This window comes from Cellulosimicrobium sp. CUA-896 (genome assembly GCF_001942335.1).
GTDB lineage: Bacteria > Actinomycetota > Actinomycetes > Actinomycetales > Cellulomonadaceae > Cellulosimicrobium.
Genome location: NZ_MKKH01000003.1, coordinates 53,948 through 78,505, shown reverse-complemented (window position 1 = coordinate 78,505; position 24,558 = coordinate 53,948). Strand labels below are relative to the sequence as shown.

At 74.7% G+C, this 24,558-nt stretch carries 18 protein-coding genes, 1 tRNA gene and 4 pseudogenes; 15 read left to right on the top strand and 8 right to left on the bottom strand.

What is annotated here, in order from left to right; all coding sequences use genetic code 11:
- The first annotated feature begins 105 nt into the window (after positions 1-105).
- Together BJF88_RS01285 and BJF88_RS01280 are read left to right on the top strand one after the other, a co-directional pair.
- Complete coding sequence (locus tag BJF88_RS01285) at positions 106-813, top strand: response regulator transcription factor (protein WP_075827451.1); 708 nt, start codon at positions 106-108, stop codon at positions 811-813.
- Positions 810-2,291, top strand: coding sequence for a cell wall metabolism sensor histidine kinase WalK (locus BJF88_RS01280; protein WP_075827450.1), 1,482 nt, complete (start codon positions 810-812; stop codon positions 2,289-2,291). The genes BJF88_RS01285 and BJF88_RS01280 overlap by 4 nt, the downstream gene beginning before the upstream one ends.
- Before the next feature lie 41 nt (positions 2,292-2,332).
- On the opposite strand, the gene BJF88_RS01275 is transcribed toward BJF88_RS01280, so the two are convergent.
- Genes BJF88_RS01275 through BJF88_RS01270 form a run of 3 tightly spaced genes read right to left on the bottom strand, consistent with a single transcriptional unit; the run spans position 2,333 to position 4,639 of the window.
- Positions 2,333-3,325, bottom strand: coding sequence for a cell wall metabolism sensor histidine kinase WalK (locus BJF88_RS01275; RefSeq protein WP_255371634.1), 993 nt, complete (start codon positions 3,323-3,325; stop codon positions 2,333-2,335).
- Between the two features lie 38 nt (positions 3,326-3,363).
- On the bottom strand, positions 3,364-3,879 hold the full coding sequence (locus BJF88_RS17925) for a hypothetical protein (protein ID WP_083648761.1): 516 nt from the start codon (positions 3,877-3,879) through the stop codon (positions 3,364-3,366).
- Positions 3,872-4,639, bottom strand: a complete 768-nt coding sequence (locus tag BJF88_RS01270; RefSeq protein WP_075827449.1) for a response regulator transcription factor — start codon at positions 4,637-4,639, stop codon at positions 3,872-3,874. The genes BJF88_RS17925 and BJF88_RS01270 overlap by 8 nt, the downstream gene beginning before the upstream one ends.
- Before the next feature lie 159 nt (positions 4,640-4,798).
- On the opposite strand from BJF88_RS01270, the pseudogene BJF88_RS22820 reads away from it, so the two are divergent.
- A pseudogene (locus BJF88_RS22820) lies at positions 4,799-7,163 on the top strand (arylsulfatase).
- Positions 7,164-7,242: 79 nt separating this feature from the next.
- Here BJF88_RS22820 and BJF88_RS01260 read toward each other — a convergent pair.
- Positions 7,243-7,327, bottom strand: a tRNA-Leu gene (locus BJF88_RS01260).
- A 195-nt stretch (positions 7,328-7,522) separates the two neighbouring features.
- Here BJF88_RS01260 and BJF88_RS01255 point away from each other — a divergent pair.
- The 5 genes and pseudogenes from BJF88_RS01255 to BJF88_RS01235 all read left to right on the top strand — a co-directional run bounded on the left by BJF88_RS01255 (position 7,523) and on the right by BJF88_RS01235 (position 14,233).
- Positions 7,523-8,806 (top strand): AI-2E family transporter, encoded by a 1,284-nt coding sequence (locus tag BJF88_RS01255; RefSeq protein ID WP_083648768.1) that lies wholly within the window; start codon positions 7,523-7,525, stop codon positions 8,804-8,806.
- A 2-nt stretch (positions 8,807-8,808) separates the two neighbouring features.
- A pseudogene (ald, locus tag BJF88_RS01250) lies at positions 8,809-9,922 on the top strand (alanine dehydrogenase).
- Positions 9,923-10,014: 92 nt separating this feature from the next.
- Positions 10,015-10,650 carry a GNAT family N-acetyltransferase gene (locus BJF88_RS01245; RefSeq protein WP_075827448.1) on the top strand — a complete coding sequence of 212 codons (636 nt, stop codon included), beginning with the start codon at positions 10,015-10,017 and terminating at the stop codon, positions 10,648-10,650.
- 2 nt (positions 10,651-10,652) lie between these two features.
- Positions 10,653-12,777: pseudogene (locus BJF88_RS01240) on the top strand (M3 family metallopeptidase).
- A 114-nt stretch (positions 12,778-12,891) separates the two neighbouring features.
- A pseudogene (locus BJF88_RS01235) lies at positions 12,892-14,233 on the top strand (M20/M25/M40 family metallo-hydrolase).
- Positions 14,234-14,264: 31 nt separating this feature from the next.
- Here the strand turns inward: BJF88_RS01235 and BJF88_RS22815 are convergent.
- From BJF88_RS22815 to BJF88_RS01220, 3 genes are all read right to left on the bottom strand, one after another.
- The gene (locus tag BJF88_RS22815) at positions 14,265-14,666 is read right to left on the bottom strand and encodes a fructosamine kinase family protein (RefSeq protein WP_222843895.1); all 402 of its coding nucleotides are present in this window, start codon (positions 14,664-14,666) and stop codon (positions 14,265-14,267) included.
- Positions 14,667-15,083: 417 nt separating this feature from the next.
- Positions 15,084-15,317, bottom strand: coding sequence for a DUF5703 family protein (locus tag BJF88_RS01225; RefSeq protein WP_075827447.1), 234 nt, complete (start codon positions 15,315-15,317; stop codon positions 15,084-15,086).
- A 422-nt stretch (positions 15,318-15,739) separates the two neighbouring features.
- Positions 15,740-16,708, bottom strand: a complete 969-nt coding sequence (locus BJF88_RS01220) for an aldo/keto reductase (protein WP_075827446.1) — start codon at positions 16,706-16,708, stop codon at positions 15,740-15,742.
- Between the two features lie 132 nt (positions 16,709-16,840).
- Between BJF88_RS01220 and BJF88_RS01215 the strand changes: the two genes are divergently transcribed.
- Both BJF88_RS01215 and mshC read left to right on the top strand, forming a co-directional pair.
- A complete protein-coding gene (locus BJF88_RS01215; protein ID WP_075827445.1) occupies positions 16,841-17,713 on the top strand; it encodes an undecaprenyl-diphosphate phosphatase in 873 nt (290 codons plus the stop codon).
- Positions 17,714-17,832: 119 nt separating this feature from the next.
- Positions 17,833-19,107, top strand: coding sequence for a cysteine--1-D-myo-inosityl 2-amino-2-deoxy-alpha-D-glucopyranoside ligase (mshC, locus tag BJF88_RS01210; RefSeq protein WP_075827444.1), 1,275 nt, complete (start codon positions 17,833-17,835; stop codon positions 19,105-19,107).
- A gap of 43 nt (positions 19,108-19,150) precedes the next feature.
- Here the strand turns inward: mshC and BJF88_RS01205 are convergent, their stop codons facing one another.
- Entirely contained in the window at positions 19,151-20,026 is an 876-nt protein-coding gene (locus tag BJF88_RS01205; RefSeq protein ID WP_075827443.1) for a PAC2 family protein, read from the bottom strand.
- A 196-nt stretch (positions 20,027-20,222) separates the two neighbouring features.
- Between BJF88_RS01205 and BJF88_RS01200 the strand changes: the two genes are divergently transcribed.
- From BJF88_RS01200 to BJF88_RS01180, 5 genes are all read left to right on the top strand, one after another.
- Entirely contained in the window at positions 20,223-20,999 is a 777-nt protein-coding gene (locus BJF88_RS01200) for a hypothetical protein (protein ID WP_075827442.1), read from the top strand.
- Positions 20,969-21,181 carry a hypothetical protein gene (locus BJF88_RS01195; RefSeq protein ID WP_139315847.1) on the top strand — a complete coding sequence of 71 codons (213 nt, stop codon included), beginning with the start codon at positions 20,969-20,971 and terminating at the stop codon, positions 21,179-21,181. The genes BJF88_RS01200 and BJF88_RS01195 overlap by 31 nt, the downstream gene beginning before the upstream one ends.
- Before the next feature lie 70 nt (positions 21,182-21,251).
- Entirely contained in the window at positions 21,252-22,850 is a 1,599-nt protein-coding gene (locus BJF88_RS01190) for a triacylglycerol lipase (RefSeq protein ID WP_075827440.1), read from the top strand.
- Between the two features lie 152 nt (positions 22,851-23,002).
- Positions 23,003-23,749 carry an HAD family phosphatase gene (locus tag BJF88_RS01185; RefSeq protein WP_075827439.1) on the top strand — a complete coding sequence of 249 codons (747 nt, stop codon included), beginning with the start codon at positions 23,003-23,005 and terminating at the stop codon, positions 23,747-23,749.
- Between the two features lie 65 nt (positions 23,750-23,814).
- Positions 23,815-24,558, top strand: a complete 744-nt coding sequence (locus tag BJF88_RS01180; protein ID WP_255371633.1) for a site-2 protease family protein — start codon at positions 23,815-23,817, stop codon at positions 24,556-24,558.

Sequence of the window (24,558 nt, the reverse complement as noted above, 5' to 3'; positions counted from 1 at the left end):
CGGCTGCCATGGCCTCACCGTGGCACACGGCTGCTGAGGCCACGCTGAGAACGTCGTGCGCCGCTCGGCACCGCGACGGCGGCGCCGGGGTGCCATGCTGTCGGCGTGCGGGTGCTGGTGGTCGAGGACGAGCGGGGCGTCGCCCGTGCGCTGCGCCGCGGCCTGCTCGCGGAGGGGTTCGCGGTCGACGTGGCGCTCGACGGCCGGCGCGGCCTCGAGCTGGCCGCCTCCGGCGCGTTCGACGCGGTCCTCGTCGACATCATGCTGCCCGGGCTCAACGGGTACGACGTCGTGGCGCGGCTGCGCGACCTCCAGGTCTGGACCCCGGTGCTGATCCTCAGCGCCAAGGACGGCGAGTACGACATCGCCGACGGGCTCGACCTCGGCGCCGACGACTACCTGACGAAGCCGTTCTCGTTCGTCGAGCTCGTCGCGCGGGTCCGTGCCCTGGTGCGCCGCGGGCCGCAGCCGCGCCCCGCCGTCCTGGCGGTCGGCGATCTCACCCTGGACCCGTCCACGCGCGTCGTGACCCAGCGCGGCTACGAGGTGGAGACCACCGCGCGCGAGTTCGCGCTCCTCGAGTACTTCATGCGGCGGCCGGGGCAGGTGCTGAGCAAGGGCGAGCTGCGCGACCACGTGTGGGACGCCGCCGGCGACGGGCTCAACGTCGTCGAGGTGTACGTCGGGTACCTGCGGCGCAAGTTCGGCCAGGCGGTCATCGAGACCGTGCGCGGTGCCGGCTACCGCCTCGCCGTGCCCGCGACGCCGCACGGAGCCGGTCCCGCCCCGTCGCCCGGACCCGCCCCGTCGTGAGGCGTCGCGCGTGGTCCCTGCGGGCCCGGCTCACCGCGGCCGCGTCGCTCCTGCTCGCCGCCGCGCTCGTCGTGGGCGCGCTCGCGCTGTCCGCCGTGGTGTCGGCCGGGCGGGTCGCGGCGCTCGACGACATCGCGCGCGAGCGCGCCCGGCTGGTCGCCGCGCTCGCGGCGAGCGACCAGGTGCCGGACGTGCTGCCCGTCGCCGAGCCCGGCGAGGTCGCGCAGCTCGTGGGACCTGCCGGGCAGGTCCTCGCCTCCTCGGCGACGGCGAGCCGGACGCTGCCGGTCCTGCCGGTGGACGAGCTCGCGGCGCTGCGCGCCGAGGCCGTCGCCGCGGGCGGGGTCCGCGTCGCGGGCACGGACCACAGCGCCTACGACGCCGCGGCGCGGGTCGCGGTGGCGCCCGTCGACGGCGCGGACGGCCGCACCGCGGTGGCGACCGTGCCGCTGCGGGAGGTGGAGGGCGTGGTCCGTGCGCTGCGGCTCTCGCTCGCCGTCGTCGTCCCGCTCCTCACGCTCGTGGCGGCCGGGGTGACCTGGTCGGTGCTGGGCAGGGCGCTGTCGCCCGTCGAGGAGCTGCGCCGCGGCGCGGAGTCCATCGCGCGGTCCGGCGGGCCGGGCGCGCTGCCCGTCCCGCGCACCGACGACGAGCTCGCGGCGCTCGCGCGGACGCTCAACACCATGCTCGACAGCCTGCGCGCGGCCGCCACCCGGCAGCGGTCGTTCGTCGCCGACGCGGCGCACGAGCTGCGCTCGCCCGTGGCGGCGCTGCGCGCGAGCATCGAGGTCGCGCGGCTGCACCCCGACGCGTACCCGGGGGACGAGCTCGCCGCCGAGCTCGAGGACGAGGTGCGGCGCCTGCAGGCCCTCGTCGACGACCTGCTCGTGCTCGCGCGGCTCGGCGCGCGGCCCCCCGCGGAGGACGTCGTCGACCTCGGCGAGCTGGCGCGGGAGGTCGTCGGGACGTCGACGCCGCCGCCGGGGCGAGGACAGGCCGAGGGTCGGAGCGAGGAGCAGGAGGGGCGCGACGGCCGGCGTGGCGTCACGGTGTCGGTGGACCTCGACCTCGACCTCGACCTCGACCTCGACCTCGACGCCGACGGCGCGACGCGGGAGGGCGCGGCCACGGCGCGCGGCGACCGGGCCGCCGTCGCCCGGATCCTGCGCAACCTGGTCGACAACGCGCTCCGGCACGCCACCTCCCGCGTGCGCGTGACGGCGGGCCCGGGCAGCCTCGTGGTCGACGACGACGGGCCGGGCATCGACGCGGCCGACCGCGAGCGGGTCTTCGAGCGCTTCACCCGGCTCGACGAGGCGCGCGAGCGGGACGCGGGCGGCACGGGCCTCGGGCTGGCGATCGCCCGCGAGACGGCGCGCGAGCACGGCGGCGACGTGGTGCTGGCGCAGTCGCCGCTCGGCGGGCTGCGCGCGCAGGTGCGGCTGCCGCCCGCGGGGCCGCCCCGCGCGACCACCTGACGCGGGCCCCCGGCGCGCGCACGGGCCGGCGGCGCGGCACGTCACGCCCGGGGCAGGCGGACCGCGACCGTCGTCCCGGTCGGACCGGGATCGTCCGCGGTGGCCGAGGTGACGGTGATCGTCCCGCCGTGGGCCGCGACGATCGCGTCGACGATCGCGAGGCCGAGCCCGGTCGACCCGCCCGCGCGGTTGCGCGCCTCGTCCCCGCGCGCGAACCGCCGGAACAGCACGGGGCGCAGCGCGGGCGCGATCCCCGGGCCGGCGTCGGCCACCTCGACGACGACGGACCCGTCCTCGTCGCGCACGCGCACGTCGACCCGGGTCCCGGGCGGCGTGTGCGTGCGCGCGTTGGCGAGCAGGTTGGCCAGCACCTGCCGCAGGCTCGCCTCGTCGCCCGTCACGTGCAGGTCGACGTCGTCCGGGTCCTCGCCGCCCGGCAGCTCGAGCCCCCAGTCGTGGCCGGGGCCTGCGGCGTGGGCGTCGGTGACGGCGTCGACCGCGAGCGCGGCGAGGTCGACCGGCTCGCGGTCGAGGGGCCGTCCCGCGTCGAGGCGCGCGAGGAGCAGGAGGTCCTCGACGAGGCCGGTCATGCGCACGGCCTCCGACTCGATGCGGTCGAGCGCGCGCGCCGTGTCGGGCGGGACGACGTCGGGGGAGCGGCGCACGAGCTCGGCGTACCCGCGGATCGACGCGAGCGGGGTGCGCAGCTCGTGGCTCGCGTCGGCGACGAAGCGACGTACCTGCGTCTCGGACTCGTGCCGCGCGACGAGCGACGCCTCGACGTTCTGGAGCATGCGGTTGAGCGCGGAGCCGACCTGGCCCACCTCGGTGCGTCCGTCGGTGAGGTCGTCGGGGACGCGCGGGATGGTGTCGATCTCCCCGCGCGCGAGCTCGAGCTCGGACACGCGGCCCGCCGCCGCCGCGACGTCGTCGAGCGGGCGCAGGGCCCGGCGCACGAGCCAGGTGCCGAGGGCGGCGGCGCCGACCAGACCGACGAGGCCGAGGACGACCTCGACGAGCACGTACTGCTGCACGGTCGCGTCGACGTCGGCGGTGCTCTGCGCGACGACGCTCAGGGACCCGTCGTCGCGCGTCGTGGCGACGGCGCGGTAGCCGCCGAGGCCGGGCGCGTCGACGTCGTGCGGCGCCCGTCGACGGGCACGGCGGCGAACGCCTCCACCTGCTCGTCGTCGAGCTGCGTGAACGTGCCCGCGGTGGTCACGTAGCCCGCGAGCGCGAGGGTGTCGTCGTCGTAGCGCACGACGACCGTGCCGGGGCCGACCCCGAACGGGAACCGGGCCGGGTCGTCGCCGGCGGGCGCTGCGCCCGCGAGCGGGTCGGCGCCCGAGTCGGCGCCCGGGGCGCCGTCCGGAGGGCGGTCGAGACCGGGCGGGCGCTCCTCGCGCCGGCCCGCCTCGACGAGGGACTGGTCCAGCTCGTCGACGAGCTGGCCGCGCAGAGCGAGCGCGGAGGTCGTGGCGAGCGCCGCGGTGACGAGCAGCAGCACGCCCACCAGGACGACGACGAGCCGGCGGCGCAGCGTCGTCGGCCGGGGCGGCGCGGGCCGAGCGGCGACGGCGTCAGGCACGCGGCGTGCCCGCGGCCGGCTTGAGCACGTAGCCCACGCCCCGCAGGGTATGGATCATGGGCTCGCGACCCTTGTCGATCTTGCGGCGCAGGTAGGACACGTAGAGCTCGACGATGTTCGCCTGGCCCCCGAAGTCGTAGTTCCACACCCGGTCGAGGATCTGCGCCTTGGACAGCACGCGCCGCGGGTTGCGCATGAGGAACCGCAGGAGCTCGAACTCGGTGGCGGTGAGGCGGATCTCCTCGCCGGCGCGCCGCACCTCGTGGGAGTCCTCGTCGAGCTCGAGGTCCCCGACGACGAGCACGGCGTCCTCCTGCGCGGCGGACGCGCCGCCGCGGCGCAGCAGCCCGCGCAGCCGTGCCACGACCTCCTCGAGGCTGAACGGCTTCGTGACGTAGTCGTCGCCGCCGGCCGTCAGGCCGGCGACGCGGTCCTCGACGGCGTCACGGGCGGTGAGGAACAGCACCGGGACGTCGGTGTCGCGCTCGCGCAGCCGGCGCAGGACGGTGAGCCCGTCCATGTCGGGCAGCATGACGTCGAGCACGACGACGTCCGGTCCCGTCTCGCGGGCCGTGCGGATCGCGGCGTGGCCGTCGAGCGCGGTCGAGACGTCCCAGCCCTCGTAGCGCAGCGCGGACGTGAGCAGCTCGGCGAGGTTGGGCTCGTCGTCGACCACGAGGACGCGCACGGGCGACCCGTCGGGACGGGTGAGGCGTGGCTGGTCGGCGGGACGCCCGGCGGCGAGCGGTGCGGCGGTCATGCGACCAGTCTGGGTCCGTCGCCGGGCGGGCGCCTGTTGCGGTGCTGTGCGCGGGCTGTGCGGACGGGCGCCGTCTCACCCATCCTGCGTGATGCGCGTCACCGCGACGTCTTCCTAGCGTCGGCCCCGTGGCCCGCCACCGGCAGCGAGGAGTCCGTGATGCGTCCTGACCGACACGCCCGAGCGATGCTCCCGATCCCGGACCGCACGGCTCCCGGGCTCACCACGTACGACGCGAAGGACCCCGAGACGTCGTACCCGCCGATCACGCCGCTGCTGCCGCCCGAGGGCGCGCCGAACGTGCTCGTCGTGCTGCTCGACGACGTGGGCTTCGGGGCGTCGAGCGCGTTCGGCGGCCCGTGCCGCACGCCGACCGCGGAACGTCTCGCGGCGGGTGGGCTGCGCTTCAACCGCTTCCACACCACGGCGCTGTGCGCACCGACGCGCCAGGCGCTGCTCACGGGCCGCAACCACCACTCCGTCGGCATGGGCAGCATCACCGAGACCGCGACGTCCGCGCCCGGCAACAGCTCGGTGCGTCCGAACACGAAGGCCCCGCTGGCGCTGACGCTGCGCCTCAACGGCTACTCGACGGCGCAGTTCGGCAAGTGCCACGAGGTGCCCGTGTGGCAGGCCTCGCCGCTGGGCCCGTTCGACGCCTGGCCGTCGGCGGGAGGCGGCTTCGAGACGTTCTACGGCTTCATCGGCGGGGAGAACAACCAGTGGGACCCCGCCCTGTACGACGGCACGCGTCCGGTCGAGCCGCCCGCGACGCCCGAGGAGGGCTACCACCTCACGGAGGACCTCGCCGACCACGCCGTGGCGTGGATGCGCCAGCAGAAGGCCCTCATGCCCGACAAGCCGTTCTTCGTGTACTTCGCGCCGGGCGCGACGCACGCGCCCCACCACGTCCCGGCCGAGTGGATCGAGCGGTACCGCGGGGCGTTCGACGACGGCTGGGATGTGCTGCGCGAGCGGACCTTCGCCCGGCAGAAGGGGCTCGGGGTCGTGCCCGCGGACGCGGACCTCACGACGCGCCACGACGAGATCCCCGCCTGGGACGAGATGCCGGACGACCTCAAGCCGGTCCTCGCGCGCCAGATGGAGGTGTACGCCGCCTTCCTGGAGCACACCGACCACCACGTCGGGCGGCTCGTCGACACGCTCGAGGACCTGGGGGTCCTGGACGACACGCTCGTCTACTACATCGTCGGCGACAACGGGGCGTCCGCGGAGGGCACGCTGCAGGGCGCGTTCAACGAGATGGCGAACTTCAACGGCATGGCCGCGCTCGAGACGCCCGAGTTCATGCGCTCGAAGATGGACGACTTCGGCTCGCCCAGCTCGTACAACCACTACGCCGTCGGGTGGGCGTGGGCGATGAACGCGCCGCTGCAGTGGACCAAGCAGGTCGCGTCGCACTGGGGCGGCACGCGCAACGGGACCATCGTGCACTGGCCGCGCTCCATCACCGACCGGGGCGGGCTGCGCTCGCAGTTCACCCACGTCATCGACATCGCCCCGACGGTCCTCGAGGCCGCGGGCATCCCCGAGCCGACCACGGTCAACGGCGTGCTCCAGTCCCCGATCGAGGGACGAGCATGCTGTACGCGTTCGACGACGCCGACGTCCCCGAGCGCCACGACCTGCAGTACTTCGAGATGTTCGGCAACCGCGGCATCTACCACCGGGGCTGGAGCGCGGTGACCAAGCACCGCACGCCGTGGATCCTCGTCGGCGGCACGACGCCCGCCTTCGACGACGACGTGTGGGAGCTGTACGACGGCACGACCGACTTCACCCAGGCGCACGACCTCGCGGCCGAGCGCCCCGACCTCCTCGCGAGGCTGCAGCGGCTGTGGCTCGTGGAGGCGGTGAAGTACGGCGTCCTGCCGCTGGACGACCGCACGGGGGAGCGGGTCGACCGACGCTCGCCGGACGGCCCACGCTGCTGCACGGGACCTCGCAGACGTTCTACCCGGGTATGGGACGGCTGTCGGAGAACAGCGTGCTCAACGTCAAGAACCGCTCGTTCTCCGTGACCGCGCGCGTCGAGGTGACGTCGACGCCCGTCGAGGGCGTCCTCATCGCCCAGGGCGGTCGCTTCGGCGGGTGGAGCGTGTACGTCCACGGCGGCCGGCTGACGTTCCTCTACAACGTGCTCGGCATCCAGCACTATGCCGTCGTGGCGGACGAGCAGGTGCCGACGGGCTCCCTCGAGCTGCGCGCCGAGCTCGCGTACGACGGCGGCGGCCTGGGCAAGGGCGGGGACGTCACCCTCTACCACGACGGCACGAAGGTCGGCAGCGGGCGGGTCGACGCCACCCAGCCGCTGATCTTCTCCGCGGACGAGACGACCGACGTCGGCTACGAGTCCGGCACGTGCGTCTCGCCCGAGTACACGACGCGCACGAGCCGCTTCACGGGCCGGCTGCGCTGGGTCCGGCTCGACGTCGGCACGGACACGCACGACCACCATCTCGACCCCGAGCACCGCATGCACGTCGCGCTGGCGCAGCAGTAGGCCTCGGCGGGCGGGGGCGGAACGACCGAGCGGGCCCAGGCTGTGCCTGGACCCGCTCGGTCGTCACTGTCTCAACGAGTGTCCGGAGGGGGACTTGAACCCCCACGCCCGATAAAGGGCACTAGCACCTCAAGCTAGCGCGTCTGCCATTCCGCCACCCGGACGAGTGGACCTTCGCGGCGTTCCCGCCGTTCCGGTGCGGGCAAAAACATAGCACGGACCGGCCGCCGATCCGGAATCCCGTCCGCCGGCCGCGCCGACCGACGCCACGCCCCCGGGTCGGGCGCGTCTCGGGACGACCTGGGGCACACTGGGCGCAGGAGAGCGCGTGCGCGCGCCACGACCGGGCGGGGGTGAGCGTGACCGACGAGCAGCGGACGCCCGAGGGCGCGCCCCCGACCCCGCGCGCGAACGGAGCGAACGAGCGGTCGGCGGGGTCGTTCAAGCACCTCGCCGGCGCGTCGCGGGAGGCGCGCAAGGTGGCCGGTGCCCGCCGCAACCCGTCCGTCGTGGGCTACGACGAGTCGGTCCCGCACTGGCTGCGCACCGCCGGGGGCTGGTCGTGGCGCCTGCTGCTGGTCGTCGCCGCGGTCGCGCTCATCTTCTACGCCACGGCGCAGGTGCAGCTCGTCTTCGTCGCGGTGTTCCTCGCGCTCGTCATCACGTCGGTGCTGCGCCCGGTCACGGACTTCTACGCCCGGGTCATGCCGCGCGGCCTCGCGGTCGGGCTCGCGATCCTGTCCGCGGTCCTCGTCATCGCCGGGCTGCTCACCTACGTCATCACCTCGGTCGCCGGGCAGTGGGAGCGCCTCGCGGGCGAGTTCAGCTCCGGCATCGAGGAGATCTTCGACTTCCTCGAGAACGGCCCGCTGCCCGTGTCGATCACGGCGGACGACGTCAACGGCTGGATCGAGAACGGGCGTCAGTGGATCGTCGAGCACGGCGGCGACATCGCGAGCCAGGCCGCGGCGAGCGCGGGCTCGGTGTTCGAGGCGTTCGCGGCGATCGCGCTCGCGATCTTCTGCACGGTGTTCTTCCTCGCGCGCGGCAAGGACATGTGGACCTGGTTCCTCAACCAGCTCCCGGCGCGCTCGCGCGACAGCTGGAAGATCGCCGGAGGTGCGGGCTGGTACACCTTCTCCGGCTACGCGCGCGGCACCGTGATCATCGCGATCATCGACGGCATCCTCGCCGGGATCCTCCTGGGCGTCCTCGGGGTGCCGCTCGCCGCGCCGCTCGCCGTGCTCGTGTTCATCGGTGCGTTCATCCCGATCATCGGCGCGCCGGCCGCGATGATCGTCGCCGCCGTCGTGGCGCTCGCGGCGGACGGGATCGTCACGGCGCTGATCGTCACCGTCGGCATCGCCCTCATCGGGCAGTTCGAGGGCCACGTCCTGCAGCCGCTCGTCATGGGCGCGCAGGTCTCGCTGCACCCGGTCGTCGTCGCGCTGTCCGTCACGGCCGGCACGCTCATCGCCGGCATCCTCGGCGCGGTCGTGTCCGTCCCGCTCGTCGCGGTCGCGTGGTCGGTCTTCGCGCGGCTGCGGCACAAGGACCCGCCCATGGAGGAGGAGGTCCCCACGGCCAAGGAGATCGCGCTCGGCGACGCCCCGTCGTCCGGACCGGCGACGACGGAGGAATGACCATGCGGATCGGCATCCCCACCGAGGTGAAGAACCACGAGGACCGCGTCGCGCTCACGCCCGCCGGCGCCCACCACCTCGTGCGGGCCGGCCACGAGGTCCTCGTCCAGTCCGGTGCCGGCGACGGCTCCCACCTGTCCGACGCGGAGTTCGAGCGCGCCGGCGCACGGGTCGTCGCCACCGCCGAGGAGGTCTGGGGCGAGGCGGAGCTCGTGTGCAAGGTCAAGGAGCCCGTCGCCGCCGAGTACCCGCTGCTGCGCAAGGACACGCTGCTGTTCGCGTACCTGCACCTCGCCGCCGACCGGGCCGGCACCCGGGCGCTCCTCGACGCCGGCACGACGGCGGTCGCGTACGAGACCATGCAGGCGCCCGACGGCAGCCTGCCCCTGCTCGCGCCCATGAGCGAGGTCGCCGGACGCATGGCGACGCAGGTCGGCGCGTGGCTGCTGCAGCGCTCGGCCGGGGGTCGCGGCGTCCTCCTCGGCGGCGTGCCCGGGACGCCGCCCGGGCGGTCGTCGTGCTCGGCGGCGGGACCGCCGGGCGCAGCGCCGCCCAGATCGCCGTCGGGATGCGCGCCGAGGTGACCGTCCTGGACCTCTCGCTGCCCGTCCTGCGCGCCTGGACCACGAGCTCGGCGGCCGCGTGCGCACGGTCGCGTCGAGCGCGTACGCGATCGAGCGCGAGGTGCTCGAGGCGGACCTCGTGGTCGGCGCCGTGCTCGTCGCGGGTGCCCGCGCCCCGCGGCTGGTGAGCGACGACCTCGTCGCCCGCATGCGCCCCGGCGCCGTGCTCGTCGACGTCGCGGTCGACCAGGGCGGGTGCTTCGAGAGCTCGCGCCCCACGACGCACGACGACCCCACCTTCGCCGTCCACGACACGACGTTCTACTGCGTCGCGAACATGCCCGGTGCCGTCCCGGTGACCAGCACCCAGGCCCTGACGAGCGCGACCCTGCCCTACCTGGCGGCGCTCGCGGACGGCGGTCTGGGCGCCGTGCGCGACGACCCGCTGCTGCGCGCGGGTGCCTCGACCCACCGCGGCACGCTGCTCAACGAGGCGGTCGCGCGTGCGCACGACCTCGACTGGACCGCCGCGGCCGACGCCCTCGCCGGCTGAGCACCCGCGGCGGTGCCCGCGCGCCCGCGGACGGCCGCTCCGGCCACGGGAATCGTCGTGACCCGGCTGCGACCGCGTGGCAGGGTGGCCGGGTGCAGCCCTTCGCCCTCGACGACGGCACCGTCCACCTCGCCGCACCGACGCTCGACGACGTCGACGCGATCACCGCGGCGTGCCAGGACCCCGACATCGCCGCGTGGACCGTGCTCCCGTCCCCGTACACGCGCGACGACGCGCTCGGCTTCGTGCGCGACCACGTGGCCCCGGGCTGGGAGCGGGGGGACGTGCTCACGTGGGCCGTGCGCGAGAGCGTCGGTCCGTCGGGCGTGCCGGGACCGGACGGGCTCGGTCCCCTCCTCGGCATGGTCGGTCTCGGGCTCGACGACGCCCCGGCCTCCCAGCGCTCCGCGGAGCTCGGCTACTGGATGACGCCCGCGGGCCGCGGCCGGGGGCTGGCGACCGCGGCGGGCCGTCTCGTCGTCGACGCGGCGTTCGACCCCGAGGTGCTGGGCCTGGCCCGCCTGTCGTGGCAGGCCTACGTCGGCAACTGGCCCTCGCGGCGTCTGGCGTGGCGACTCGGCTTCCGCGTCGAGGGCACGGTGCGCGGCCACGCGGTGCAGCGCGGCGTGCGGCGCGACGCCTGGGTGGCCACCCTGCTCGCGGACGACCCGCGCGAGCCCGCCGAGCCGTGGACGCACCCGGTTTCCGCTGCGCGCACGGCGGGGTGAGGATGGGCACCATGACGTCTTCGCCCGTGGCGCCGACCGGCGCCGTCCTCGACCTCGACCCCGCCAACCCGTTCGCCGCACCGTCGACGCTGCCGTACGAGCTCCCCGACTACACCGCGGTGCGCGAGGAGCACTACCTGCCCGCGCTGCGGGCGGCCATGGCCGCCCAGCGCGCCGCCGTCGAGGCGATCGCGACGGACCCCGAGCCGCCGACGGTCGCCAACACGCTCGAGGCCCTGGAGCGGTCCGGCCAGGCGCTGTCGCGCGTCGGGCACGCGTTCTTCAACCAGGTCAGCGCCGACGCGACGCCCGGGCTCGAGGAGATCCAGGAGACGATCGCGCCCGAGCTCGCCGCGCACCACGACGCGATCTACATGGACACGCGGCTGCACGCGCGGGCCCGAGCCCTCCAGGACGCCGCCGACGCCGGCACGCTGACGCTCCAGCCGGACGCCGCCTGGCTCCTGCGCACGCTGCTCGTCGACCTGCGCCGCTCGGGCGTCGAGCTCGACGCCACCCAGCAGGCGCGGCTGCGCGACCTCAACGCGCGCCTGACCAGCCTTGAGGCCGCGTTCGGCCGCAAGCTGCTCGCGGGCGCCAACGCGGCGAGCGTGCTCGTCACCGACCGCGACGAGCTCGAGGGCCTGTCCGAGGACACCGTCGCCGGGGCTGCGGCCGCCGCCGCCTCCCGCGGGCACGACGGCGCGTGGCTGCTCGAGATGCAGCTGCCCACGCAGCAGGGCGTCCTCGCCTCGCTCGCGCGTCGCGACGTCCGCGAGCGCGTCCAGCGCGCCTCGGAGGCGCGTGGCGCCGGCGGCGACGAGCACGACACGCGAGCCACCGTCCTCGAGACGGTGCGGCTGCGGGCCGAGCGGGCCCGGCTGCTCGGGTACGAGCACCACGCCGCCTACGTCGCCGAGGACGCGACGGCGAAGACGACCGAGGCCGTGCACGGGATGCTCTCGCGCCTCGCCCCCGCCGCCGTCGCGACGCGCGCACGGAGGCGGCGGACCTGCAGACCGCGCTCCGGGCGGACGAGCCGGGTGCGGACCTGCGCGCCTCGGACTGGTCGTTCTACGCCGAGCGCGTGCGCAAGGACCGTTTCGCCCTCGACGACGGTCTCCTGCGTCCCTACCTCGAGCTCGAGAAGGTGGTGCACGAGGCGTCTTCCGTGCCGCCACGCTCCTGTACGGCATCTCCTTCGCCGAGCGCACCGACCTCGTGGGGTACCACCCCGACGTGCGCGTGTTCGAGGTCTTCGACGCCGAGACGCCGGGTGCCCCGGGCGAGGGCATGGGCCTGTTCCTCGCCGACTGGTACACGCGCGAGGCCAAGCGCGGCGGCGCGTGGATGAACAACCTCGTCGACCAGAACCACCTGCTCGGGCAGCGGCCCGTCGTGGTGAACAACCTCAACATCGTCAAGCCGCCGGCGGGCGAGCCGACGCTGCTGCGGTGGGACGAGGTCATCACCCTGTTCCACGAGTTCGGTCACGCCCTGCACGGGCTGTTCTCCGACGTGCGCTACCCGTCCCAGTCGGGCACCGACGTGCCGCGCGACTTCGTCGAGTACCCGTCGCAGGTCAACGAGATGTGGGCGTGGGACCCGGAGATCCTGCGCTCGTACGCCGTGCACCACGTCACGGGCGAGCCGATGCCGACCTCCTGGGTCGACACGATGCTCGCGTCACGCCAGTTCAACGAGGGCTTCGCCACCACGGAGTACCTCGCTGCGGCCCTGCTCGACCAGGCGTGGCACACGCTCGCGCCCGAGGACGTCCCCGCGTCGGTGGACGACGTCGTGCCCTTCGAGACGGCGGCGCTGGAGGCGGCGGGCGTGGCGTTCGGCCCCGTCCCGCCCCGCTACCGGACCACGTACTACAACCACGTGTTCGGCGGCGGGTACGCGGCCGGCTACTACTCGTACATCTGGTCGGAGGTGCTCGACGCCGACACGGTCGAGTGGTACCGCGAGAACGGCGGGCTGCGCCGCGAGAACGGCGAGCGGTTCCGCCGCACGCTCCTCGCGCGCGGCGGCTCGCAGGACCCGCTCGCCTCGTTCCGCGAGCTGCGCGGCCGCGACGCCGACATCGCGCCCCTGCTCGCGCGCCGCGGCCTCGACGCCTGAGGCCCGGCTCCGGGGTCGCACGCCCCGCGAGGTAGAGCTCTTCGTGCCGAGGTAGAGGGAATCTCCCTCTACCTCGGCGGAGAACCCTCTACCTCGGCGGGTAGCGTGGGGCGCATGACGAGCCTCCGCCCCGACAGCCCTGCCGTGCCCGTCCCGAGCGCCGAGGACGAGGTGGTGCGCATCTGCCAGGACCTGCTGCGCATCGACACCTCGAACTTCGGCGACGGCTCGGGCCCGGGGGAGCGTGCCGCCGCCGAGCACGTCATGGCGCTGCTGCACGAGGTCGTCTCGAGCCCGAGCTGTTCGAGTCCGCGCCGGGGCGCGCGAGCGTCGTCGTGCGGCTCGAGGGGCAGGACCCGACGCGTCCCGCGCTCGTGCTGCACGGGCACCTCGACGTCGTCCCCGCGCAGGCCGGGGACTGGTCCGTCGACCCGTTCGCGGGGGAGGAGCGCGACGGCCTGCTGTGGGGCCGCGGCGCGGTCGACATGAAGGACATGGACGCGATGATCCTCGCGGTCGTGCGCCAGATGGTCCGCGAGGGGCGCAAGCCCGCGCGCGACGTCGTCGTCGCGTTCTTCGCCGACGAGGAGGCCGGCGGCGTGTACGGCGCGCGGTACGCCGTCGACCACCGTCCCGAGCTGTTCGAGGGCGCGACCGAGGCGATCAGCGAGGTCGGCGGGTTCTCCGTCGAGGTCGACGGGCGCCGCGCCTACCTGCTCCAGACCGCCGAGAAGGGCATCGCGTGGCTGCGCCTCGTGGCCGAGGGCCGCGCCGGCCACGGATCGCAGGTCAACCCCGACAACGCGGTCACGCACCTGGCCGAGGCGGTCGCGCGCATCGGCGCCCACACGTGGCCGTACACCCTCACCCCGACCGTCGACGCGCTCCTGCGCGGCGTCGCCGACCTCACGGGGCTGCCGTTCGACCCGCACGACCCGGCGTCCGTCGACGCGCTCGTCGCGGCCCTCGGACCGGCGTCGCGCTTCGTCGGCGCGACGGTCCGCCACACGTCGAACCCGACCCAGCTGACCGCCGGGTACAAGGCGAACGTCATCCCGGGCCGGGCGGAGGCCGCGATCGACGCGCGCCTGCTGCCCGGGCACGAGGAGGAGGCTTCGCCACGCTGCAGGCGCTCGCGGGCGAGCACGTGCGGGTCGAGGAGATCCACCGCGACATCGCCCTCGAGGTCCCGTTCACCGGCGACCTCGTGGACGCGATGGTCGACGCCCTCCACGTCGAGGACCCGGACGCCGCCGTCCTGCCGTACACGCTCTCGGGCGGCACCGACAACAAGTCCCTCGCTCGCCTCGGCATCACGGGGTACGGCTTCGCGCCGCTGCGCCTGCCGGCCGACCTCGACTTCTCCGGCATGTTCCACGGCGTCGACGAGCGCGTGCCCGTCGACTCGCTCCGGTTCGGCGTCCGCGTGCTCGACCGCCTGCTGCGCACCTGCTGAGCGTCCCGCCGGGCCTGCGCCGACCGGCGGGTCAGCGCCCGTCGAGCAGCGCCGTGACGGAGGCTCGCAGCTGCGGCACGTAGCTCCCGCCGAACAGGACCGCGTGCACCGCGAGCGGGTACACCTGGTGCAGCGCGACGCGGTGGCGCCAGCCGCGCGCGAGCGGGTGCTGCTCGGCGTACCCGGCGAGGAGCTCCTCGAGGTGGGGCGCGCCGAACAGGGCGAGCATCGCGAGGTCCGCCTCGCGGTGGCCGCCGTGCGCCGCGGGGTCGATGAGCACGCCCTCGATCCCGGGGTCCGGCTCGTCGCGCGGCGCGGGCTCCGCGGAGGTCCACAGGACGTTGCCCGACCACAGGTCGCCGTGCAGGCGCGCGGGCGCGTCGTCGAGCGCGGGGCGGGCGAGGTCGGCGAGACGGTCGCCCAGGGTCGCCAGGAGCCGCGTGTCGTCCGCGGTGAGGGCACCGCGCTCGCGGCCCTGCGCGCGACCGGTGCGAGGCGTGCCTGCGCGTAGACGTCGGCCAGTCGGGCCAGGCGCCCGTGGGCATCACGAGCGGGTCGTCGAGCGGGCCGAAGAACGCGTCGCCCTCCCAGTCGGCGGGCGGCGCACCCCAGGCGGGCGCGCCGGCGTCGTGCAGGACGGCGAGCCGGCGCCCGAGCGCTCGCGCCGCGTCGGGCGTGGGCCGTGCGGGGCGCAGCCGCTCGAGGTCGAGGTGCGTCGCCCCCACGCCCTGCACCCGCACGACGCGCGGGCCCTGCGGCACCCGCAGCCACGTCAGTCCCGCGGCCTCGCACGCGAAGAACCCCGGTGGCGCGTCCGGCCGGGACTTGGTGAAGACGGCGGCCACGTCGCTCAGAGCGTCGAGCTCACCCGGATGATCTTGCGCCGCAACCACACACGCCGCTCACCACCCACGTACAGCCGCGTCCGGGCGAGCTCCCAGCGCCCGTACTCCGCCTCGTCGGTGAGCAGGCGGTTCGCGTCGGACCGGCTCGTGGAGCGGTCGATCGTCAGGACGCGGTACTCGTACTGCCCACCGTGCGTGGCCCACCCGGACCGCTTGCGTGACGTCGGCGTGCTTCCCACGACTCACCGTCCCTCTCGTCCGTCGTGCCGGTGGCCGGCCGTGCCCGCCACCGTTCTCAACGTGTGCCATTGTGCCCCTCCCGGCGCTACGGTCAGGGTATGACCGTTGACCCGCGTGCCGCCCTCGACCGGTTCGTCGCCGCGCTCGAGGCCCACTACACGCCGTCGCCGCACGTCGCGGGGAGGACGACCCCGCCGTCGACGACGCCTACTACGTGCTCGCGGACGCCTTCGAGGTCTACGACGAGGCGCTCGGCCAGGTGCACGGGGAGGCCACCCCGTTCTACCTCGCCGAGGAGGACGAGACGACGAGGACGACGACGAGGACGAGGAGCTGGAGCCGCTCGACGACGAGGTCGTCTCCGAGCTCGAGGCGGACGGCGCGCGCTGACCCCCTCGCCCAGGAGGCCGTGAGGCGGTCGTCACCACCGCTCGGGGTAGCCCACCCCGAGCTCGCTCACGTCGTCGAGCGCGGCCCGTACGGCGACGGGCAGCTCGAGGTCGGTCGCAGCGAGCGACGCCCGCAGCTGGGCCGGCGTGCGGGCGCCGACGATCGCTCCCGCGACCGCCGTACGGCCGAGCAGCCACGACAGCGCGACGTCGAGCGGGGCGCGGCCCAGGCCCTCGGCGGCCGTGACGACCGCCTCGACGATCCCCGCGGACTCCTGGTCCAGGTAGGGCTCGACGAAGCCGGCGAGGTGCGCCGACGCGGCCCGGGAGTCGGCGGGCAGCGAGCGGCGGTACTTGCCGGTCAGCACCCCGCGGGCGAGCGGCGACCAGGCGAGGAGGCCGAGGCCCAGGGCCTGCGCGGCGGGCACGACCTCGCGCTCGACCCCGCGCTGCAGGAGCGAGTACTCGAGCTCGACCGCGGCGAGGCCGACGTCGTCGGGACCGTCGAGCAGCGCCGCCGCGCGAGCCGTCGACCACGCGGGGTGGTTCGAGAGGCCGACGTAGCGCGCCCGGCCCGAGGTCACGGCCTGCCGGAGCGCGGACAGCGTCTCGGTGAACGGCGCGCGGGCGTCGGGCGCCTGCACGAGGAACAGGTCGACGTGGTCCGTGCCGAGGCGGGCGAGCGAGGCGTCGAGCGAGTCCAGCAGCGCCCCGCGCGACGCGTCGACCACCGGGCCGGCCGAGGTGCGCCGCACGCCCGCCTTGGTGCACAGCACGACGTCCCGGCGGTCGACCTTCGTGCCGAGGAGCGAGCCGATGAGCGACTCCGCGTCCCCGTCGGCGTAGGAGGCGGCGGTGTCGACGAGCGTCCCGCCCGCGTCCACGAAGTCGCGCAGCTGCTCGGCGGCGTCGAGCTCGTCGGTGTCCCGCGCCCAGGTCATCGTGCCGAGCCCGAGTGCGGAGACGCGCAGGCCGCTGCGGCCGAGCTGACGGTGTTCCATGGGAGCCGAGGTTACCGGCGGGCCCCTCGCGCGCGGGTCGGCGCGCGGTCCCGGCGGGTGCCGGCGGGCACCGCGGGAAAGTTCACCCGGTGGTGCAGGTCAGCGCTCCGCGCCGGGGTATCGTGTCCGCTCGTGAACGCGTGGGAAGCCGTCCTCCTCGGCCTCGTCCAGGGTCTCACCGAGTTCCTCCCGATCTCCTCGAGCGCGCACCTGCGCATCGTCGGGGAGCTCCTGGGGTCCGACCCGGGAGCGGCCTTCACCGCCATCACGCAGATCGGCACGGAGACCGCCGTCCTGCTCTACTTCCGCCGGGACATCGCGCGCATCTGCGCCGCCTGGTGGCGGTCGCTGCGCGGCGACCACGGCTCCGACTGGCGGTCCCGCACCGGACGCGCGGACCACGACGCCGCGATGGCGTGGTTCATCGCGCTCGGGTCGATCCCGATCGTCGTGCTCGGGCTCCTGTTCCAGGAGTCGATCGAGAACACCTTCCGCAACCTCTACCTCACGGCGCTGATGCTCGCCGTGTTCGCCCTCGTGCTCGGCTGGGCCGACCGGGTCGGCGCGAAGCGCCGGACGCTGCGCGAGCTCACGCCGCGCCAGGCCGTCGCGTTCGGCTTCGCCCAGGCGCTCGCGCTCGTCCCGGGCGTCTCCCGCTCGGGCGGCACCATCACCGCCGGTCTGCTCATGGGATTCACGCGCGAGGCCGCGGCCCGCTACTCGTTCCTGCTCGCCATCCCGGCGGTCCTGGGGTCCGGCTTCTACCAGCTCGTGAAGTCGGCCGGGGAGCCGGAGCCCGGTGCGCCCGGCGCGGGCGCGACGCTCATCGCGACGCTCGTCGCGTTCGTGGTCGGGTACCTCGTCATCATCGCGTTCCTCAAGATCGTCTCGACGTTCTCCTACGCGCCGTTCGTCGTCTACCGGCTCGGTCTCGCCGCACTCGTCGTGCTCCTGCTCCTCGTCGGCGTCCTGGAGCCCGGCGGCACCGCCGCCTCGACGCCGTAGCGCGACGCACAGGGCCGAGCGGCACGCGTACGCCGCCCCGCGGCCGACGCCACCCCCACCGGCCGTCGCCGGGTGGGACGGCGGCACGGCGCCCCCGGGGCGGCCGTTAAGGTGGTCGCGTGCACAGCTGGCCCGCCCCGCAGATCCCCGAGCTCCCCGGCCGCGGCCGCCCCGTCCGGGTGCACGACTCGACCACCGGTGGGCTCGTCGTCGCCGCCGAGGGACCGACCGCGACGCTCTACGCGTGCGGCATCACGCCGTACGACGCGACCCACATCGGGCACGCCAACACCTACGTCGCGTTCGACCTGCTCGTGCGCGCCTGGCGCGACGCCGGCCAGCGCGTCACGTACGCCTCGAACGTCACCGACGTCGACGACCCGCTGCTCGAGCGTGCCGCCGCGACGGGGGTCGACTGGCGCGCGCTCGCCGCGGACCAGATCGCGCTCTTCGCCGAGGACATGACCGCCCTCGGCGTGCTCCCGCCCGACGTCTGGGACGGCGTCGTGGAGCGCATCCCGTCCGTCGTCGAGGCCGTCGAGGAGATGCTCGCCGCGGGCGCGGCCTACCGGGTGCCGGTCGAGCCGGGCGCCGGGGGGACCGACCCGGGGCTCGGCGACGTCTACGCCGACCTGTCGGCCGACCCGGCGTTCGGCTCCGTGTCGCGCTTCACGCGCGAGACGATGGCACGCCTGTTCGCCGAGCGCGGGGGAGACCCCGCCCGTGACGGCAAGAAGGACCCGCTCGACCCGCTGCTGTGGCGGCGCGAGCGTGCCGGCGAGCCCGCGTGGGACGGGGGATCGCTGGGCACCGGCCGCCCGGGGTGGCACGTCGAGTGCGCCGTCATCGCGCGCGACGCGCTCGGGCTCCCGTTCGACGTCCAGGGCGGCGGCGCCGACCTGCTGTTCCCCCACCACGAGATGTCGACCTCGCACGACCGCGTGCTCTCCGACGGCTCCGGGCCCCGCGTGCACGTCCACGCCGGCCTCGTGGGCTACGCGGGCCACAAGATGAGCAAGTCGCTCGGCAACCTCGTCCTCGTGTCGAACCTGCGCGCCACCGGCGTCGACCCCATGGCGGTCCGGCTCGCCCTGCTCGCGCACCACTACCGCGACGAGTGGGAGTGGACCGACGACGACCTGCCCGCCGCCGTGCAGCGTCTGGAGACCTGGCGGGACGCCGTCTCGGGCAACGGCGGGCCCGACGCCACCGCGACGCTCGACGCGGTCCGTGCCGCGCTCGCGACCGACCTCGACGCGCCCGGCGCGGTCGCGGCCGTCGACGCGTGGGCGGCCGAGGCGCTGCGGCCCGGCCGGGACACGTCCGGGGACGAGGAGGGGGCGCCCGGCGTCGTCTCGCGTGCGGTGAACGCGCTGCTCGGCGTGCGGCTCTGAGCCACCCGCGTCGGCGCCCGCCGGCCGTGGGCCGGGGGAGCGGTCAGGCCGAGGGGCCCTTCCCGCGCTCGCCCGGGCTGCCCGGGTCGCGACGCCGCAGGTAGCGCTCGAACTCGCGCGCGATCGCCTCGCCGCTGGCCTCCGGCAGCTCGGCGGTGTCCTTCGCCTCCTCGAGCTGCTGCACGTACTCCGCGATCTCCGCGTCCTCGGCCGCGAGCTCGTCGACGCCGTGCTGCCACGCCTGCGCGTCCTCCGGCAGGTCGCCCAGCGGGACGGGCTCCGACAGCAGCTCCTCGATCCGGGCGAGGATCGCGAGCGTCGCCTTGGGGGACGGCGGGTGCGCCACGTAGTGGGGGACCGCCGCCCACAGCGACACCGACTGCATGCCGCGCTCGGCCGCGGCGTGCTGCAGCACCCCGACGATGCCCGTCGGGCCCTCGTAGCGGCTCGGCTCGACGTCGAGCACCGCCTGCAGCCCGACGCTCTCCGACGTCGCCGTCATCGGGATGGGGCGGGTGTGCGGCACGTCGGCGAGCAGCGCGCCGAGCGTGACGACGGTCCGCACGTCGTGCGCGACGGCCAGGTCGAGCACCTCGCGGCAGTAGCGCCGCCAGCGCATCGACGGCTCGATCCCGTGCACGAGCAGGACGCGGCGGCCGCTCGGGGAGACCGTCGCGGCGGCGATCGTCGTGGTCGGCCAGGTGATCTCGCGGTTGCCGTCCTCGTCGGTCGTGACGATCGGTCGGTTCACCTGGAAGTCGTGGTACTCCTCCGGGTCGAGCTCGTCGACGTCCTCCGCGCCCCACACCTCGTGCAGGTGCGCGAGCGCCGAGGTCGCCGCGCTGCCCGCGTCGTTCCAGCCCTCGAACGCCGCGATCATCACGGTCTGACGTGCGCCGTCGTGCGCGTTCTCGCTCATCGCCCCAGCGTAGGGCGAACCCGCCGACGGGCGCCGCGCGGGTTCGCGCGTGGCGAAGAGCGCGTCGTCGCGCCGCGGCGGTCACCGCTCGTCGCCGCTCGCCGGTTTCACCCGGTCGGGCGGTTGTCGTCGACCGGGCGGAGGTGGATCGTTCGAGGCAGCAGGGGATGTCGCCTTCGAGGGAGAGGGGACAGCCATGGACGCCACGGTCGACGAGGCTCCGGTGGGGCGCACGGACGCTCCGCTCAACGACTCGACGTTGCTCACGTACCGATACCTGCGCACCGGGATCGTCGCGATGGCGGTGCTCCTCGCCCTGTCCTTGTCGTTCGCGATCGTCGGCGCGGACGCTCCGCTGCGCGGCTCGATCAGCTCCTACTACTACACGCCGGTGCGCAGCGTCTTCGTCGGGGCACTGGTCGCGATCGGTCTCGCGCTGATCGCGATCCGGGGGAAGGGGTGGGAGGAGACGCTCCTCAACCTCGCGGGCATGCTCGCCCCCGTCGTGGCGCTCGTGCCGACGCGGGTCAGGCCCACGCCGCCCGCCGCCTGCGCGGACGGAGCCTCGACGTGCGTCCCGCCGGACCTCGTGCCGGGGATCGAGAACAACATGCGGGCGCTGTTCGTCGTGGGCGCCCTGACGCTGGTGTTCGCCTGGTGGACCGCATGGAGCTCTCGAGGGCGTGAGCAGGTGGGAGGCAGCGCCGTCCGTGCGGGACTGGCCGTGACGACCGCCGTCGCGCTCCTGTTCGGTCTCTGGCTCTTCGTCGATGCGGAGTCGTTCCTCTCGGCCGGGCACAACACCGCCGCGATCACGATGTTCGCGTGCATCGTGGCCGTCGTGATCATCACGCGCGCCGCGTCGCGTCCAAGGGCGAGGACCAGGTCGACGGCCTCACACCGAGCCAGTTCCGCTGGTCCTACGGCGCGGTGGCGCTCGCGATGCTCGCGACGTTGGCCGTCGTGGCGGTGATCCTGCTCGCCGTCTGGTGGAGCGACGCCAGCCCGCCACGCACGTGGATCTTCTGGGTCGAGGCGTCGCTGCTGCTGTTCTTCACGATCTTCTGGGTCCTGCAGTCCATGGAGTACTGGAACCACGGCATCCCCGACGACGCCGCGGCGGGTGCGGGTCCCGCACCGCGGCGTCGACCGTGACGAGAGGTGCCGGACGGTGGTATCGCTGACCTGTCGTCCGTCGCCGACCCCATGACGGGAGGGGATCCACGTGGTGCAGGTCGTCGGTGCGCTCTCGGGGGAACCGGTCGAGGCCATCCCCACCCTGCAGGTCAGGGGACATGCGCCGGTCGAGCCGCCCGGGGGGCGACGTGACGACGAGATCGGCTACCCGCTGTTGTTCGACGGTGGGGCCGGCATGGAGACCGTGCTCGGTCTGGGACGCGGAGGTCTCGCGCCCGGGCTCGTCGAGCGCGCCGTGACCGAGGCCCGCCAGTCGGACCTGTTCACGGGGACGGACCCCGAGCACTGGAGCCCGCTCGCCGGGTACCCGGACCTCGCCGCGCTCGGGGCGCTCGGGGCGAGGGTCGAGCTCGCCCGGAGAGCCGGCCCGGACGCCGCGTCGTTCCGCGAGACCGGCCCCGCGGTGAGGGTCGACGAGGGGACGAACAACGGGTGGTTCACCTACCGGGTGAGCCAGGGGCGCGACGAGCGCGCGTTCTCCGCGCAGGTGGCGCTCAGTCCCGACGCGTTCGTCGCGGTCGTGCCGGCGCACGTCGACGAGGTGTTCGTCATCCCGGAGAACCGCGATCTCGTCCGCGAGCCCGTCGGGTTCGGCCCGAGCCTCTCCGACGACACGGAGTGGGGAGTCCTGTGGCGCACGTATGCCGGGGAGGGGACGGACGTCGTCGACGGCGTGCTGCGCACCGCGCGCGAGCGGGGGGTGTTCGGCCGCGTGAGGCTGGCTGCCCGGCGTGGGGCAGCAATCCTCGTGGGCCGGATCGTCATGATCGCCTCGCACGGCGCCCTGAAGCACCGCAGCGACCCCACGCGGCGCGACCGTCTGGCGGAGTACTCGGCGGCGGACCGCGAGACGGTCGACACGTGCCCGGACGTCAGCTACGCGCGGTCGTACGACGACGCGGTCGTCGCCGTGCACGGGACGATGAGCTGCGCCGTCCCGATCGCGGCGACCCTGCGAGAGCTGTTGCCCCGGCTCGCCACCGTGCTGCGGTTCGAGCACGACACGTGGCAGCCGCTGGTGTCGAACGCGGACGAGCTCGCCGACGCGCTCGTGCGACGCGTGCGGCCGCGTCGGGTGACGCTCGTCGCTCACTCGCGCGGTGGGTTGGTCGCACGCCACGCGATGCACCTGTTGCGAGAGCAGGGGGTCGAGACGACCGTCATCTCGCTCGGCACCCCCTACCTCGGGACGCCGCTGATCGGGACCGCCGAAGCGGGTCGGCGTGGTCTCCAGGCGGTCCTCGGTGCGCTGCGGTGGGCGGGCGGACCGTTCGTCGACACCGCGACACGTCTCGCGAGCCTCGCCCTTCCGCGCGTCCTCCCACCGGGTATCGCCGCGATGCAGGAGGGCAGCGACTACCTGGGGCTCGCCCGGACGGCGCTCGGGTCCTCGGGCGTCACCGCCGTCGGGGGGAGCACCGCCGAGGGCGCGGACTCCTGGTCGTTCGTCGACGAGAGCCTGCGCCAGCTGTTCCTCCAGCAGCCGAACGACCGTGTCGTGCCGCAGGCCTCGGCACTCGCCGTGGGGACGCCGTACCGGATCGAGTGCGACCACTTCTCCTACCTGCTCGACCCGGACGTGCGCGACCTCCTCAAGAGATACGCCACGGAACGGCTCACCTGGTAGCCGACCGGGTACGAGCGCGACCTCGGCGGTGTCGCTCGTCGCGGGCAGCCGACGTGCTGCGGTCGCCGGTGCCCGGACCGCCCGGCCCGTGCGCGGGAGGGTGACGTAGCCTCGGGTGGTCCCCCCGACGCCCTGCGACCCCAGGAGAACGTGTGACCCTCTCGCCGAACGATGCCTCGGCAGCTCGGAGCGCTGCGCCGGGGAGCCTGCCCGCCGCAGTCCTGTGGGACATGGACGGCACGCTCGTCGACACCGAGCCGTACTGGATCGCCGCGGAGCACGAGCTCGTCGCGGCGCACGGCGGCACGTGGACGCACGAGGACGCGATGGCGCTCGTCGGCAACCCGCTCCTGACGTCGGCGCAGATCCTGCGCGACCGCGGCGGTGTCGACCTGCCCGTCGAGGAGATCGTGCGCTTCCTCCTCGGGCGGGTCATCGACCAGGTGCGGGTGAAGGTGCCGTGGCAGCCCGGTGCGCGCGCGCTGCTCACCGCCCTGCGCGAGGCCGGGGTCCCGTGCGCCCTCGTGACGATGTCCTACCGGGAGCTCGCCGAGCCGGTGGTCGAGCTCGCGCCGTCGGACGCGTTCCAGGTGCTCGTCTGCGGCGACGAGGTCGAGCACGGCAAGCCGGACCCGGAGCCGTACCTCACCGCGGCGGAGCGGCTCGGCGTCGACATCACCCGCTGCGTCGCGCTCGAGGACTCGCCGGCCGGCATCGCCTCGGCGCGCGCCGCCGGCGCCGCCACCGTCGGCGTCGAGGCGGTCGTGCCCGTCGAGCCGGCGCCGGGCCTGAGCCGGACGCCGTCCCTCGAGCTCGTCGACCTCGACCTGCTCGCGCGGGTCGTCGGCGGCGACCCGGTCGACCTCATGGCGCGGGACGTGACGTCGGTCGCCCCCTGACCGCATACCCTTCCAGGGTGGACGGACCCGAGCCCCGCAGACCTCGCACGCCCGCACGTCAGGACGTGCCCGGACGGACCCGGGGGTGGGTCATCGGCCGCGTCTCGGGCGCGCCGGTGATCCTCACGCCCTCGTGGTTCCTCGCCGCCGCGGTGCTCACCGTGCTGTTCGCGCCCACCGTCCAGCGCCTCGCCCCGCAGCTCGGCACCGAGATCTACCTCGTCTCCTTCGCGTTCGTGCTGCTGCTCTTCGCCTCCGTGTTCCTGCACGAGGTCGCGCACGCCCTCGTCGCGCGCGCCCGGGGGCAGCGCGTCACCGAGCTCGCCGTGACCCTGTGGGGTGGGCACACCGCCTACTCCGGGACCTCGGCGCGCCCGCTCGACGGCTTCCTCATCTCCGTGGTCGGCCCGCTGACCAACCTCGTCCTCGCGGTGGTGTTCTGGCTCGCCTTCCAGGCGCAGACGACGTTCTCCGTCCCGGCGCTGCTGCTGTACGCCGCCGCGTTCTCCAACGCGTTCGTCGGCTTCTTCAACCTGCTCCCGGGCCTGCCGCTCGACGGCGGCCAGATCCTCGAGTCCGCCGTGTGGGCGGCGACCGGGTCGCGGACCAGGGGCACCGTCGCCGCAGGATGGGTCGGCCGGGCCGTCGCGGTCGGGGTCGTCGCCTGGGCGCTGCTGTGGCCGCTGACGCTCGGTGTGCGACCGGACCTGTGGACCGTCGGGTGGGCGGCCCTCATCGGCGCGTTCCTCTGGGCGGCGCGGGACAGGCGATCGCGGCCGGCCGGGCTCGCGACGCGCTCTCCGGGCTGA

What these genes read in the sequence shown, in the direction of transcription:
- BJF88_RS01200 (WP_075827442.1), top strand. Translation starts at nt 20,223, where the DNA reads ATGGACGCCACGGTCGACGAGGCTCCGGTGGGGCGCACGGACGCTCCG.
- BJF88_RS01195 (WP_139315847.1), top strand. Translation starts at nt 20,969, where the DNA reads ATGCTCGCGACGTTGGCCGTCGTGGCGGTGATCCTGCTCGCCGTCTGG.
- BJF88_RS01220 (WP_075827446.1), bottom strand. Translation starts at nt 16,708, where the DNA reads ATGGAACACCGTCAGCTCGGCCGCAGCGGCCTGCGCGTCTCCGCACTC.
- BJF88_RS01270 (WP_075827449.1), bottom strand. Translation starts at nt 4,639, where the DNA reads ATGACCGCCGCACCGCTCGCCGCCGGGCGTCCCGCCGACCAGCCACGC.
- BJF88_RS01205 (WP_075827443.1), bottom strand. Translation starts at nt 20,026, where the DNA reads ATGAGCGAGAACGCGCACGACGGCGCACGTCAGACCGTGATGATCGCG.